Genomic DNA, 15,036 nt, shown 5'->3' on the forward strand with positions numbered 1-15,036 from the left:
TTTTCGGACGTTGCCTACAGGCCCTGTTGCAGCACGGGGTCGTCCGGGTTCTGCCGCTCCAGTTCTGCCAGCAGTACCTGCACGTTCTGCAACTGGCCGGTTTCCTTCCAATACTTAATCAGCAACACCCGTGCCCGGCGATTGGCCGGCTGGCGGCTGAGCACGGTTTCCAGTTGCTTTTGTGCGGCGTCGAGTTGTTCCAGTTCATGCAGGGTGACTGCCAGTGTATAGCGGTAGTCGGCGTTGTCCGGGTCCAGCTCGACCGCGCGGGACAAGGCCAGCAAGGCGTATTCGCGCTGCTCGTGGCGGTTCAGCCAGAGCCCCAGTTCGTACTGTAGAAAGGCCGAATCGGGGCTTAGCGCCAGGGCTTTGCCCAGTATCTGACGCGAGGCGTCGTGATGGCCCTGGCGCTCCAGCAGGCGTACCTGGGTCGCCAGTGCGTCGAGGTTGCCTGGCGCTACCGCCAGGGCTCGCTGCAGGGCGGTGTCGGCCAGGGTGTAGTCGTTTTCGTGCAGGTAGAGGCGCGCCAGGTGGACCTGGGCGTCGGCGTCTTCGGGTTGTTGCTCGAGTGCCTGCTGGTATTGCTCCAGGGCGACCTGTAGCGGGCCGAAATAAAGGCCGATGTCATCCGGAGCAAGGCCGAGCAGGGCATCTACCGCGGCAAAGCGCACGCTTTGCTCGTCGTCGTCCAGCAGTGGGCCGAGTACCAGGCTGCGCTGCGCCGCCGGCAGCAGGCGGCGAATACCGGCAATGGCTGCACGGCGCACCTGCGGGTCGGCATGCTCGAGGTCCTGACGGGCGAGTTTCAATGCCTGGGGCGAAGGATAGTTTGGCAGTTCGGCATACAAGGCCGCACGGCGAATGGGCGGGAGGTCGGTGCGCTGCAGTTGCTGGTACAGCACCCGTGCTGCGCCGGGTTGGCCCTCATGGGCCTGGCGCAGGGCCTTGGTGTAGCTGTGCGCAGGCAGGGTAGGCGGGGCTGGCGGAGCGTCGCGCCACAGGTAGCCGAACAGGGCCGATACCAGGATCAACAGCAGCAGGGCGATCAGGTAGCGGTTGCGTCTGGGCATCGGACGATCCGGGGCGACGGGAAGGGCAGAGCTTGGGCTAGCCGGGGGGTAAATGCAACCGAGTGAGGGTTGCGTGGTGCCTGCCTCGGGTTCTGCGGTGGGGCATAAATCGAGCGCCGCCCGCGCGGCGCTTCGCAGCACAAGGCTGCTCCTACATCTGTCTCAGGCCAGTAACGCCTGCGCCAGCGCGCGCGACCGCCTTGTTTGTCCGACACGATATCGACGTGGACGCCAAGGGGCCGCGCGCCTCTACCTCAGGAATAACTGGCCCGAAACAGATGTAGGAGCAGCCTTGTGCTGCGAAGCGCCGCGCGGGCGGCGCTCGATCTCGACGACAACGATGATGTCGTGGCGAGCCCCCCAAAAACACCCCCAAAAAACATAAAAAAGCCCCGCGGACCAAGGCCTGCGGGGCAAACGGTTGGGGGAGGGGCCAACCAAAGGAGTCGTTGAAACGGGTGTATCAGCGCGCGCTGGCTACGGTCTCCGGTTGCCAACCGCCGCCCAGGGCCTTGTAGATGGAGACGATGCCCCGGTACAGCTCGACTTCACCCTGGGCCTGCGCATCTTCAGCGCTCAGCCGCTCACGCTCGGCATCGAGCAGCACCAGGTAGTCCACCGTACCCTCGCGATAACGAATCGAGGCCAGTTCCGCCGCCTTGCGGCTGGCGTCGCTCTGGCGCATCAGCGACAGCAGCCGCTGCTGGGTCTTGTCGTAGTCGCTGAAGGCGTTGGCCGATTCTTCCAGGGCCAGCAACACCTGCTGTTCATAGTTGGCCAGTGCCCCTTCGGCATCGGCCTTGGCACCGCGCAGTCGGGCGCGCACGCTGCCCAGGTCGAAGGCGGCCCACGTTATGCTCGGGCCCAGCGCCCAGGCATTGGCTGCCGAGGAGCCTATCTGCGAACCACGTGCAGCAGTAAAGCCGAGGAAGCCACTGAGGCTGACGCGTGGGAACAAATCGGCCGTGGCCACGCCAACGTTGGCGGTGGCAGCCGCCAGCTGGCGTTCGGCGCTGCGGATGTCCGGGCGGCGGCGCAGCAGTTCTCCCGGGTCACCCACCGGTAGCGCCTTGGCGATGGCCGGCAGGGCCTTGGGCGACAGGTCGACGCTGAGCGCCTCGGGGCGCTGACCGAGCAGGGTGGCGATGCGATGCCGGGCCCGTGCCTGTTCCGCCTGCAGTTGCGGCACGGTGGCTTCGACCCCGGCCAGGCGCGCGTCGGCCCGCACCACATCAAGGTCGTTGCCCACGCCGGCATCGCGCAGGGTTTCGGTGATGGCCCGCGATTCCTGCTGGGTCTTGAGGTTGGCCAGGGCGATCTTCTCGCGCAACTGCGCGCCACGCAGCTGGCCGTAAGCATCCACCAGTTCGGCGATCAGGCTGACCTGCAGCTGCTGCAGGTCGGCCGCGGCTACTGCTTCCTGGGCTTCGCTGGCTTCGATCTGGCGCTGGATGCGGCCGAACAGGTCAAGCTCCCAGGCCATGTCCAGGCCCAGGTCGTAGCGCTCACTGTTTACCCGCTGCGTGGTCTGGCCGGGGATCTGGCCCTTGCCGATGTCGCTGCTGGCGCGGCTGGTGACCACCGGAAACTGATCGTTTTCCGCGTCTTCACGGATCGAACGGGCCGACTTCAGGCGGGCGAAGGCCACGCGCAGGTCACGGTTGCCATCCAGCGAAGCCTGCACCAGCTGGTTCAGCACCGGGTCGTCGAACTGCTTCCACCACAGGCTTTCGAAACGGCTACGGTCGTAGGCCTTGGCCTGTATGTCGCTGGCCAGCTGCGCGGGCTCGGTGGCCGGTGCCTGGTAGTCCGGGCCTACTGCACAGGCCGCCAGGGCGAGCGCCAGCAAGCTCGGGGTCAAGGGTTTGAGCAGGTTCATGCATGGCTCTCCAGCGATTGGGCGCGTTCGGCCTTGCGGGCCTGGCGACGCTCGACGAAACGGCGAATCAGGAAGAAGAACACCGGGGTCAGGAACAGGCCGAACACGGTAACCCCGATCATTCCCGAGAACACCGCCACACCCATGGCATGGCGCATTTCAGAACCTGCACCGGAGCTGAACACCAGTGGAACCACACCCATGATGAAGGCGATCGAGGTCATCAGGATCGGCCGCAGGCGCAGGCGGCAGGCTTCCAGTACCGCAGCCAGCGGGTCGAGCCCCTTGGCCTGTTCGTCCTTGGCGAACTCGACGATCAGGATCGCGTTCTTGCACGCCAGGCCCACCAGTACGATCAGGCCGATCTGGGTGAAGATGTTGTTGTCACCCCCCGACACGATCACCCCGGTGATGGCCGACAACAGGGTCATCGGCACGATCAGGATCACTGCCAGCGGCAGGCTCCAGCTTTCGTACTGGGCGGCAAGCACCAGGAAGGCCAGCAGCACGCACAGCGGGAACACGAACAGCGCGGTATTGCCCGAAAGGATCTGCTGGTAGGTCAGGTCGGTCCACTCGAAGGTCATGCCGTTGGGCAGTTCCTCCTTCAGCAGCTTCTCGATGGCAGCTTCAGCCTGGCCGGAGCTGTAGCCCGGTGCCGCGGCGCCGTTGATCTCGGCGGTGATGAAACCGTTGTAGTGCATCACCCGGTCAGGCCCGGAGGTGTCGCTGACCTTGAGGAAGGTCGCCAGCGGGATCATCTCGCCGAGGTTGTTGCGCACCTTCAGCTGGCCGATCTGCTCGGCATCGAGGCGGAACTGCTGCTCGGCCTGGACGTTGACCTGATAGGTACGGCCAAAGCGGTTGAAGTCGTTGGTGTACAGCGAGCCCAGGTAGACCTGCAGGGTGTCGAAGATGTCGGTGATCGCCACGCCGTGGGTCTTGGCCTTTTCCCGGTCGATGGCGGCATCGACCTGCGGCACGTTGACCTGGTAGCTGGTGAACAGGCCCGCCAGTTCCGGAACGTTGTGGCTCTTGGCGATGATGTTCTGGGTTTCCTTGTACAGCGCCTCGTAGCCCAGGTTGCCACGGTCTTCGATCTGCAGACGGAAGCCGCCGATGGTGCCCAGGCCTTGTACCGGCGGTGGCGGGAAGATCGCGATGTAGGCGTCCTGGATGTCGGCGAACTGGGCATTCAGCGCAGCCGCGATGGCCGCCGCCGACTGGCTCGGGTCCTTGCGCTCGTCGAACGGCTTGAGCGGGGTGAACACGATGCCGCTGTTCGGGCTATTGGTGAAGCCGTTGATCGACAGGCCTGGGAAGGCTACCGAGTCGGCCACGCCTGGCTGCTTCAGGGCGATTTCGCTCATGCGCTTGATCACCGCTTCGGTGCGATCGAGGCTGGCCGCGTCAGGCAGCTGGGCGAACGCCACCAGGTACTGCTTGTCCTGGGCCGGCACGAAACCGGTCGGGGTGGACGAGAAGCCGAGGTAGGTCAGGCCCATAAGGCCGGCATAGACGAACAGGGCGATGCCGCTGGAGCGGATGACCCGACGCACGCCGCCGACGTAGCGGCTGGAAGCGCGGTCGAAGAAGCGGTTGAACGGGGCGAACAGCCAGCTGCCCAACAGTTTTTCCAGGAACCGCGAGAAACGGTCCTTGGGCGCATGGTGGTCCTTCAGCAGCACGGCAGCCAGGGCCGGCGACAGGGTCAGCGAGTTGAACGCCGAGATCACGGTCGAGATCGCGATGGTCAGGGCGAACTGCTTGTAGAACTGCCCGGTCAGGCCGGAAATGAACGCAGCAGGTACGAACACGGCGCACAGCACCAGGGCGGTGGCGATGATCGGCCCGGTCACTTCGCCCATGGCCTTTTGCGTGGCTTCCAGCGGTTTCAGGCCCAGGCCGATGTTGCGCTCGACGTTTTCCACCACGACGATGGCGTCGTCCACCACGATACCGATGGCCAGGACCAGGCCGAACAATGACAGCGCGTTGAGCGAGAAGCCGAACAGGTGCATCACGGCGAAGGTACCGATCAGCGATACCGGCACGGCCATCAGCGGGATGATCGAGGCACGCCAGGTCTGCAGGAACAGGATGACGACCAGCACCACCAGCACCAGCGCTTCGAAAAGGGTATGCACCACGGCCTCGATGGAGCCGCGAACGAACACGGTCGGGTCATAGACGATGCTGTAGTCCATGCCCTCGGGGAAGTCCTTCTTCAGCTCGGCCATCTTCGCCCGCACTTCGTCGGAGATCTCGATGGCGTTGGAGCCTGGGCGCTGGAAGATCGGGATGGCCACCGCCGGCTGGTTGTTCAGCAGCGAACGCAGGGCGTACTGGCTGGAGCCGAGTTCGACCCGGGCGATGTCCTTCAGGCGGGTGATTTCGCCATCGGCACCGGCGCGGATGATGATGTTCTCGAACTCTTCCTCATTGACCAGGCGACCCTGGGTGTTGATCGACAGCTGGAAGCTGGTCGAACCGGGGGCGGGTGGGGCGCCCAGCTGGCCGGCGGCCACCTGGCGGTTCTGCTCGCGGATTGCAGCCACCACATCACTGGCGGTGAGGTTGCGCGAAGCGGTCTTGTTCGGGTCCAGCCACACGCGCAGCGAGTAGTCGCCCATGCCGAACAGCTGCACATCGCCCACGCCGCCCAGGCGCGCCAGCTCGTCCTTGATGTTGAGGATGGCGTAGTTGGACAGGTAGAGCATGTCGTAGCGGTTGTCCGGCGAGGTCAGGTGCACGACCATGGTCAGGTCGGGCGAGGCCTTGTCGACCGTGATACCAATGCGGGTCACTTCCTCGGGCAGCTTGGGCTGGGTACGGGTGACGCGGTTCTGCACCTGCACCTGGGCGTTGTCCAGGTCGGTGCCCAGAGCGAAGGTGATGGTCAGCGTCAGCTTGCCGTCAGCGGTGGACTGGGAAGACATGTACAGCATGTTCTCCACGCCGGTAATCGCCTGCTCCAGTGGCGCGGCGACGGTTTCGCCGATGACCTTGGGGTTGGCGCCTGGGAAGTTGGCGCGCACCACCACGGTGGGCGGCACCACTTCGGGGTATTCGCTGATCGGCAGCTGGAACAGCGAGATCGAACCCGCGATCAGCAGCACCAGCGACAGCACCGCGGCGAAGATTGGCCGGGTAATGAAGAATTTCGAGAAGTTCATCGGTGTGGTCCCTTAACCGCGTGGCGCCTGGGCGCTGGCGACTTTCACGTTGTTGCCCGCCACCTTCGGCGCCGGGTTGCTGGCCTCCAGGGCCTGGCGCTGCTGGGCGAGGGCGGCGAGGGTCTGTTCGCTGGCCATCGGTGTCTCTTCCGGGGTGACCGGTGAGCCAGGGCGCACACGCTGCAGGCCCTTGACCACGATGCGGTCGTCCTTGCCCAGGCCGCTGCGCACGATGCGCAGGCCTTCCAGCTTCGGCCCCAGCTCCACGGCGCGGTAGGCGGCCTTGTTGTCCTTGTCCATGACCAGCACGAACTTCTTGCCAAGGTCGGTGCCCACGGCTTCGTCGTTGATCAGCACGGCCTGGTACTGGGCGCTGCCCACCAGCTTCAGGCGTGCATACAGGCCTGGGGTGAACTGGCCGTCGCTGTTGTCGAACACCGCACGGCCACGGATGGTGCCGGTGCGCGGGTTGACCTGGTTGTCGACGAAGTTCATCTGGCCCAGGTGCGGGTTGCCGGTTTCGTTGGTCAGGCCCAGGTACACCGGGGTGCTCTGGCCGCGCTGGCCTTCGCGGGCCAGCTGGGTGTACTTGAGGTACACGCGCTCGTCGGCGTCGAAGTAGGCGTAGACCTTGTCGGTGGAGACCACGCTGGTCAGCGGGGTGACATCGGCGGTGACGATGTTGCCGGCGGTGAACTGGGCGCGGCTGACACGGCCGCTGATGGGCGCGGTGACACGGGTGAAGCTGAGGTTCAGGCGTGCCAGGTCGAGCTGGGCCTGGATCGCGTCGACCCCGGCGCGGGCTTCGGCGGCGGCGCTGCTACGCGATTCGGCCAGTTCTGCGGAAATGGCGTTGCTGTCACGCAGGCGTTCGCCACGGCGGGCTTCGTTGGCGCTGCGAATGGCGGTGGCCTTGGCCTGCTGCAGTTGGGCTTCGAGGCGGCGGACCTCTGCCTGGAACGGGCGTGGGTCGATCTGGAACAGCAGGTCGCCTTTCTTGACCTGGGCGCCTTCGGTGAAGGCCACCAGGTCGATCTGGCCGGACACCCGTGGGCGTACCTCGACGGTTTCCGGGGCTTCGAGGCGGCCGGTGAACTCGTCCCATTCATTGATCGGTTGCTCGATCACCTTGGCCACGCTGACCTTCGGCGCGGTGGGAGCCTGCACTGCGTCTGGGGTTCGGCCACAAGCGCTGATCACCACCACTGCCAGGGCAGCGAGGGGGAAGCGCAAGGGTTTGAATGATTGTTCCATGGAGAACTCCGCCAATGTATTAGTAGTGGGCGGAGTGTGAGTGTCTTGCGCGTGAGGCACGAATCGAACGGGACGAAGGTTATTATCACGATGAATGATATGAGCAGATCATTCATCGATTGCAGACATGGCCAGCTCGGTCGTGGGCTTTCATCCTGGGCCTGAGATTTCAGTGAATGCTCGAGGCCAGTTCGAAGATCGGCATGTACATCAGGATCACGATCAGGCCGATCAGCAGGCCGATGAAGGTCATCAGCAGCGGTTCGAACAGCTTGACGAACCATTCCACCCAGCGGCCGATTTCCTGGTCATGGAAGTCGGCGCAGCGCTCCAGCATCTCGCCCAGGTTGCCGGACTGCTCGCCGGCGCGCAGCAGGCGCAACGATACCGGCGTCACCAGTTGCCCGGCCTCCAGTGCATCGGACAGCGGCAACCCTTCGGCGACCCGCTGGCTGGCGTGCTCCAGGCCCTCGGCCGCCGCGCTGCCGAGCAGGCCGCGGGCCATGCCCATGGCGGTGAGGATGGGGATACCGCCTTGCAGCAGGATTCCCAACGAGCGATAGAAGCGCGCCAGTTCGTACATCATCAGGCGTTGGTGAAGTGCCGGCAGGCGCCGCAGCTGGCAGGCTGCCCAGCGCCGTACCCATGGCTGGCGGCGCAGCAGCCACAGCGCAGTGGCCGCACCGAGGGCGCCCAATGCCAGCGGTAGTTGCTGGGCATGCAGGAACAGCCCGATCTGCATCAGCAGCCGAGACAGCCAGGGCAACTCGGTGCCCATGCCCTCGAACACCTGGCTGAAACGCGGCACCACGTAGCCAAGCAGGAACAGCACCACGCCACCGCCCACCAGCAATAGCAGCATCGGGTAGACCGAGGCACCCACCAGCTTCTGCCGGACCAGGTCCAGGCGCTGGCGGTAGCTTATGTAGCGGGCGAGGGCGTCGCCGAGCGCGCCGGTACGCTCGCTGGACTGCACCAGCGCCACGTATAACGGCGGGAACACCCGTGGCTGTTGGCCCAGGGCCTGGGACAGCGAGCGGCCTTCGTACAGTTGGCGGACCAGTTCGGCGAGCACTTTGCGCGCTGCGGCTGCGGGGGCCTTTTCCGCCAGGCTTTCCAGCGCGTCGATCAGCGGCAGGCCGGCGTTGAGCAGGGTCGAAAGTTCCTGGCTGAACAGCACCAGGTCAAAGCTTGCTTCGCGGCGCCAGGCCATGCCGCGCAAGGCGCTGCCGTGGCCACGCAGGCTGAGCACGCGCAAGCCCTGGTCCTCGACCTGGCGGCGGGCCTGGTCGGCGTCCTCGGCGTCGATCTGCAACTGCACCACACCCTGCCTGCCCAGGGCCTTGAGGCTGTAGCGCATGGCCGTTCTCCCTACTGCCAACTGGTGATTTCGGCGTTTTCCCCGTCGCCACCGGGCTGGCCGTCCTTGCCCATCGACAGCAGGTCGTACTCGCCGCCGTTCTCGCCGGGTTGCCGGTAGATGTATGCGCGGCCCCACGGGTCTTGCGGCACGGCCTTCTGCAGGTACGGGCCGGTCCAGCGCGCTTCGCCATTGGGGGCGACCACCAGGGCCTGCAGGCCCTGCTCACTGCTGGGGTAGTGGCCGACTTCCAGGCGGTACAGGTCCAGGGCCTTGCTCAGCCCCTCTATCTGCGCCCGGGCCACCTTGGCTTCGGAGCGGCCGAGCTGGCTGAAGTACTTGGGCGCGACGATACCGGCCAACAGGCCCAGCACCACCAGCACCACCAAAAGTTCGAGCAGGGTGAAGCCACGTTGAGGGTTGGATCTGCGCTGCATGGTGAAGCCCTCCGCTGCATGGGGACAAGCTTTTGCAGGCTCCATGCAACAGCCGTGCACGCCTGCGCTGGCGCCTTGCACCATGCGGCACGCGAAGCGGCACAGTGCTTGCGTCGTGGTCATCGACCCCGGGTTTTCCGGGGTATATCCCCCAACATCGGGGGAGACCACGAAGAGGCGACCGACATGCGTGGACTCATTCTCGGTTTGATCTGGCTGGTGGCAGGTGCTGCCCAGGCCGATGTGTACATTTCCATCGACGCCAAAGGCAGCTACATACTGACCAACGTCCATCGACCCGGGCGCCTCTATGAAACGGTGATCAGCGAGCCTAAGGCCCAGGCCGGCCCGGCCAACGCGCAGCTCATCACCGGCCGCCCCTACGCCAAGCTGGTCGCCGCCGCGGCGCGCACCCACGACGTACCCCCGGCGTTGCTGCATGCGGTGATCAAGGCCGAGTCCGGTTACAACCCCAAGGCGCGTTCGCCAGCGGGCGCGGTGGGGCTGATGCAATTGATGCCGGATACTGCCCGCGAGATGGGCGTGGAAAACCGCCTGGACCCGGAAGACAACGTGCAGGGAGGGGCCCGCTACCTCAAGCGCATGCTCAATTTGTTCGACAATGACATCACCCTGGCCGTGGCGGCGTACAACGCCGGCCCCGAAGCAGTGTTGCGCCGTGGTGCGGTACCGCCGTTCGCCGAGACCCGACGCTATGTGCCCAACGTACTGCGGGAGTACCGCCGCTTGCAGGGGTTGACGGGTGAATAGCCTTTGCAACTTTCATTGTGGGAGATTGCCCATCCCTTTTGGGCTGCGCTGTAGCGCAGAGAACAAATATCGCTCGTCTGACGCGTCCTTTGTAGGAGCAGCCTTGTGCTGCGAAGAGGCCGGTACAAGCAATAGACAGGCTTTGTCAGTACCGGCCTCTTCGCAGCACAAGGCTGCTCCTACAGAACCTCGCCGAACCAATGAGTCATGTATTGTTCTATGAGAGCCGGCATCTGCAGGCGCCCCTCGGCAAGGACAGAAACAATACCCTTCGGCGGATGCCACCAAGCTGACCCGATTGTTTCCCCAACTCTGGGCTATAACCTTCTGAAGGTGCCCAGTTGTGGAGTCCGCCATGGACATCGCCCCTTGTTCCGACGTTATTGAAGGACCCGCCGGTAACGAACTGGCCACCCGACGCAAGCCGTTCAATCTGCTGCGCTGGTACGCCTGGGTCAGCCTGGCCATCATCCTCTCGGTAGCGGTCGGGCTGGGGTTGATTTCCAGCCGCTTCATCGTCGACGAGAGCATCGAGCGCGATGCCTTGCTCACCGCGCAGTTCATCACCTCCATCGCCGATGCCGAAGTGCGCCATGTGTCGATCCCTAATGTGCGCACCATGGGTGAACTGCTTGACCCGCGCATCGACCGCGCCAACCTGCTCGATGTCGACCCGGACGCCCGGCGCAGGGCGCGTGGCGAGTTCCTGGACCACATTGCGCACCTGCCCGACATGCTGCTGGCCAACATCTATGCCCCGGACCGTACGGTGATCTGGTCCAGCAACCCGGCCCTGGTCGGCAAGCTGATCGAAGGCGACGAGGACCTGGAGCAGGCTTTCGAGTACAAGATGCGAGTCTCGGCCAGTTACCACAACTTCGACCAGGCCCGCGTCGAGCAGAAGTTCGTCATCCCACCCGAGCAGTTGTTCATCGAAAACTATATTCCGCTGTTCGATGCCGATGGCGAGCAGGTCACGGCGATGGTCGAGATCTACAAGGAGCCCCATGACCTGATCGTGCGCATCGAGCATGGGCTGATCCTGATCTGGCTGGCGATCACCATCGGTGCCGCGCTGGTCTACGTAGGCCTGTACGGCATCATGCACCGCGCCGCGCGCCTGCTGGCGGTGCAGCAGAAGCGGCTGATCAGCAACGAAACCTACGTGGCGCTGGGCGAGGTGTCCTCGGCGGTGGCCCATAGTCTGCGCAACCCGCTGGCCAGCATCCGTTCCAGTGCCGAGTTGGCCCAGGCGTTCGACGATGGCCCGGCGCAGCGCAACGTCAACGACATCATCAGCCAGGTCGACCGCATGTCGCAGTGGATCCGCCAGATGTTGCAGTCCTTGCGCCCGCTCAACGATGAGGCCGTGGCGGTGGATTTGCCGCTGGCATTGCAGGAAAGCCTGCAGACCTACGCAGTGCCGCTGGCGCGCGGCGGAGTGAGCCTTGACCTGCAACCGATACCGGCAGTGCAGGTGCTGGGGCATCCGGTGTTACTGCGGCAGATCTTCAGCAGCCTGATCGCCAACGCGCTGGAGTCGATGGAGCAGGGTGGGCGGTTGCGTGTCGAGGTGGTGCGTCATGACCGGCGTAACCTGACCCTGCGCCTGTCCGACAACGGCAAAGGCATGACCGAACAGCAGCAGCGCATGGCCTTCCGGCCTTTCTTCACCACCAAGCAGGGTGGGTTGGGCGTGGGCCTGGTGTTGGTGAAACGCATCATGGAACGCTTCGGGGGCAGTGTCCGCCTCAGCAGCAGTGAAGGCCATGGCACCCGGGTTTCGCTGAGTTTCCGACTGGTCAAGGGCTCCTGACTTACATTAATAAATGCTCGTATCTCATTGTTTATAAAGGATTTAAAGTTTTTTGGGTGAATACCCCCAAACGTGGGGGATAGACCTCCAAGTTAATTTAAGATGTGTATGCAAGCTATTGATAATCAAGGATAAATTTAATCGGCATGGTGGCTGGCTGGGTTCTTGCAATGTGACAGGCAGAGCGCAACACACGACAAATGGCGGCTGCGGCTGCACGGGTGGAGTGCTATCAATTGGCTACTATTTGTCGCCTTGATGCATTTCTGAATGGACGCCCTGGGCGGGAAGCACGCGATGCAGATGCTGGATAAAGAAGTTCCTGACAAGGCCAGTACTACCGCCAACGGTGTGGCCGTGCCATTGCGCGAATTCAACCTGCTGCGCTGGTTTTCGGTCATAAGCCTGCTGATCATCGCCTCGGTGGCGGGCGGGCTGGGTTATGTGTCGACGCGTTTCGTGGTGCGCGACAGCGTCGAGCGCGATGCCATGCTCACCGCCCAGTTCATCCAGGCCATGGCCCAGGCCGAAGTACGTCATTCGCAGTTGCCGCCGGGCACCACCATGGGCGAGTTGCTTGACCCGCGCCTGGACCAGCAGCACTTGCAGTTCAACCCGGAGCTGGCCGAATCGACCCGGGTCGAGTTCCTCGACCATGTGGAGCACCTGCCGGACACCTTGCTGGCCAACGTCTATGCCCGCGACCGCACCATTGTCTGGTCGACCAACCGGGAGCTGATCGGCAAGCGAATCGAGGCCGATGGTGACCTGGACCGCGCCTTCCGCTCGCGCAAGACGGTATCGGCCAGCTACCACCAGGCCGAGGATGACCGCGAAGAGCAGAAGTTCCAGCGTGAACCGCGCTTCCTGTTCATCGAGAACTACATCCCGCTGTTCGACAGCCAGGGCGAACAGGTGCTGGCCATGGTGGAAGTCTACAAGGAGCCGCAGGACCTGGTGTGGCGCATCCAGCGCGGTTATGTGCTGATCTGGGCTTCTACCCTGGTGGGCGGGGCGCTGGTCTACTTCGGCCTGTTCTGGATCGTGCGCCGCGCCGCGCAGCTGCTGCACCTGCAGCAGGACCGGCTGGTGGCCAGTGAAACCTATGTGGCCCTGGGCGAGATGTCCTCGGCCGTGGCGCATAGCTTGCGCAACCCGCTGGCCAACATTCGCTCCAGCGCCGAACTGGCTCAGGAAATCGCCAACCCCGCGGCGCAGAAGAACATCACCGACATCATCAGCCAGGTCGACCGCATGTCGCGCTGGGTGCGTGACCTGCTGGTGTCGCTGCGCCCGACCAGTGACGATGCCGAGGCCGTGGACCTGGTGACGGCCATCGAGGACACCCACCTGGCCTTCGCCCAGCAGATCGAACGCAACGGTGTGCACTTCTGCTACGAAGGCCCCCGGTCACAATGGGTGGCCAGCCAGCCGCTACAGCTAACGCAGATTCTCAACACCCTGTTCTCCAATGCCCTGGAAGCCATGCCTGAAGGTGGCATGCTGTGCGCCCAGGTCAATGTGCAGGATGGGCAGCGTGCAGAGTTCGTCCTTAGCGACACCGGCAAGGGCATGAGCCAACAGCAGGAACGGATGGTGTTCAAGCCGTTCTACACCACCAAGCAGGGCGGCCTGGGTGTAGGCCTGGCCCTGGTCAAACGCATCATGGAGCGTTTTGGCGGCTCGGTCAGCCTGAGCAGCCGCGAAGAGGAAGGAACCCGCGTCAGCCTCACATTCAATATCGCAGCGGGAGGGGACCATGGAGCACAGCATCCTGGTAGTCGAGGATGATGAAATTCTCGCCGACAATATTCGCACCTACCTCGGCCTCAAGGGCTTCGAGGTCACCGTGTGCCACAGCGCGGAGCTGGCGCTGGAGCAGATAAAACGGGGCCAGCCCGATGCGGTGCTGACCGATAACTCGCTGCCGGGCATGAGCGGGCACGACCTGCTGCGTACCTTGGTGGCGCAGGTGCCGGACCTGAAAGTGATCATGATGACCGGCTATGGCAACGTGGAAGATGCCGTGCAGGCAATGAAGGAGGGCGCCTTCCATTACCTGACCAAGCCCGTGGTGCTGGCCGAGCTCAAGCTGACCCTGGACAAGGCGCTGGCCGCCGAGCGCATGGAGCGAACGTTGTCGTTCTACCAGGAGCGCGAGGCGCAGAAGTCCGGGTTGCAGGCATTGATCGGCGAATCACCGGCGATGCTCACCCTCAAGCACACCCTGCGCCAAGTGCTGGATGCAGAACGGCGCATGGCCAGCGACGACCTGCCACCGGTGCTGATCGAAGGCGAGACCGGTACCGGCAAGGAGCTGGTGGCCCGCGCCCTGCATTTTGATGGTTCGCGCAGCAAGGGACCGTTCATCGAGTTCAACTGCGCCTCGATCCCGGCCAACCTGCTGGAGGCCGAGCTGTTTGGCCACGAGAAGGGCGCCTTTACCGATGCCAAGGAGCGCAGGGTGGGCCTGGTGGAGGCTGCCGATGGGGGCACCTTGTTCCTCGACGAGATTGGCGAGATGGACCTGGTGCTCCAGGCCAAGCTGCTGAAGTTGCTGGAAGACCGCAGTATCCGCCGGATCGGCGCGGTGAAGGAGCGCAAGGTCGACCTGCGGGTGATCAGCGCTACCAACTGCAACCTGGAGCAGATGGTGCAGCAGGGCAAGTTCCGCCGCGACCTGTTCTTCCGCCTGCGTATCATTGCCCTGAAGGTACCGCGCCTGTATGCCCGCGGGCAGGACGTGCTGCTGCTGGCGCGGCATTTCCTGGCCCATCATGGCCGGCGTTATGGCAAGCCGAACCTGCGCTTTTCCGCCGAGGCGGAAAGCCTGATGCTCGGTTACAGCTGGCCAGGCAACGTGCGCGAACTGCGCAACATGCTGGAGCAGACCGTGCTGCTGGCGCCGAACGAGGTGGTGCAGGCGCACCAGCTCAACCTGTGCATGACCTTGATCGACGAGCCGCTGGTGCAGCAGGCGGCGCCTGCGGTGTTCGAAATGCCTCGGCACGAACCGGAGCCCGGCACCAGCCTGCCGGACATGGAACGTGACCTGGTATGCAAGACCCTGGACCGCACCGACTGGAACGTGACCAAGTCGGCGCGCATGCTCGGGCTGTCGCGGGACATGCTGCGTTACCGGATCGAGAAGCTTGGGCTGACCAGGCCGGACAAGCGCCAGTGGTGAGCAAGGGGTTTGCGGGAGCGGTATTGCCTCGAGGTTGTCGCTGTACCTGTAGGAGCGGCCTTGTGTCGCGAAAGGGCTGCAAAGCA

10 protein-coding genes are annotated in these 15,036 nt (G+C 64.1%); 4 read left to right on the forward strand and 6 right to left on the reverse strand.

The features are described 5' to 3' along the window. Positions 1-14: 14 nt before the first annotated feature. The 6 genes from IMX18_RS10150 to gspG all read right to left on the reverse strand — a co-directional run bounded on the left by IMX18_RS10150 (position 15) and on the right by gspG (position 9,176). A complete protein-coding gene (locus IMX18_RS10150; protein WP_100413859.1) occupies positions 15-1,070 on the reverse strand; it encodes a tetratricopeptide repeat protein in 1,056 nt (351 codons plus the stop codon). Between the two features lie 463 nt (positions 1,071-1,533). Further along, a complete protein-coding gene (locus IMX18_RS10155) occupies positions 1,534-2,949 on the reverse strand; it encodes an efflux transporter outer membrane subunit (protein ID WP_015270542.1) in 1,416 nt (471 codons plus the stop codon). Continuing rightward, a complete protein-coding gene (locus tag IMX18_RS10160; RefSeq protein ID WP_039614707.1) occupies positions 2,946-6,125 on the reverse strand; it encodes an efflux RND transporter permease subunit in 3,180 nt (1,059 codons plus the stop codon). The genes IMX18_RS10155 and IMX18_RS10160 overlap by 4 nt, the downstream gene beginning before the upstream one ends. A gap of 12 nt (positions 6,126-6,137) precedes the next feature. After that, positions 6,138-7,379 (reverse strand): multidrug efflux RND transporter periplasmic adaptor subunit MexE, encoded by a 1,242-nt coding sequence (gene mexE / locus IMX18_RS10165; protein ID WP_015270540.1) that lies wholly within the window; start codon positions 7,377-7,379, stop codon positions 6,138-6,140. A gap of 169 nt (positions 7,380-7,548) precedes the next feature. Continuing rightward, entirely contained in the window at positions 7,549-8,739 is a 1,191-nt protein-coding gene (locus IMX18_RS10170) for a type II secretion system F family protein (RefSeq protein WP_015270539.1), read from the reverse strand. Between the two features lie 11 nt (positions 8,740-8,750). Then, positions 8,751-9,176, reverse strand: a complete 426-nt coding sequence (gene gspG, locus IMX18_RS10175; RefSeq protein WP_015270538.1) for a type II secretion system major pseudopilin GspG — start codon at positions 9,174-9,176, stop codon at positions 8,751-8,753. 186 nt (positions 9,177-9,362) lie between these two features. Between gspG and IMX18_RS10180 the strand changes: the two genes are divergently transcribed. From IMX18_RS10180 to IMX18_RS10195, 4 genes are all read left to right on the forward strand, one after another. Then, on the forward strand, positions 9,363-9,947 hold the full coding sequence (locus tag IMX18_RS10180) for a lytic transglycosylase domain-containing protein (RefSeq protein WP_015270537.1): 585 nt from the start codon (positions 9,363-9,365) through the stop codon (positions 9,945-9,947). Positions 9,948-10,302: 355 nt separating this feature from the next. Next, a complete protein-coding gene (locus tag IMX18_RS10185; protein WP_015270536.1) occupies positions 10,303-11,763 on the forward strand; it encodes a sensor histidine kinase in 1,461 nt (486 codons plus the stop codon). Between the two features lie 297 nt (positions 11,764-12,060). Continuing rightward, positions 12,061-13,554 (forward strand): sensor histidine kinase, encoded by a 1,494-nt coding sequence (locus tag IMX18_RS10190; RefSeq protein ID WP_015270535.1) that lies wholly within the window; start codon positions 12,061-12,063, stop codon positions 13,552-13,554. After that, the gene (locus IMX18_RS10195; protein ID WP_015270534.1) at positions 13,523-14,950 is read left to right on the forward strand and encodes a sigma-54-dependent transcriptional regulator; all 1,428 of its coding nucleotides are present in this window, start codon (positions 13,523-13,525) and stop codon (positions 14,948-14,950) included. The genes IMX18_RS10190 and IMX18_RS10195 overlap by 32 nt, the downstream gene beginning before the upstream one ends. The last annotated feature ends 86 nt before the right edge of the window (positions 14,951-15,036 follow it).

The organism is Pseudomonas shirazica, assembly GCF_015168335.1.
Classification (GTDB): domain Bacteria; phylum Pseudomonadota; class Gammaproteobacteria; order Pseudomonadales; family Pseudomonadaceae; genus Aquipseudomonas; species Aquipseudomonas asiatica.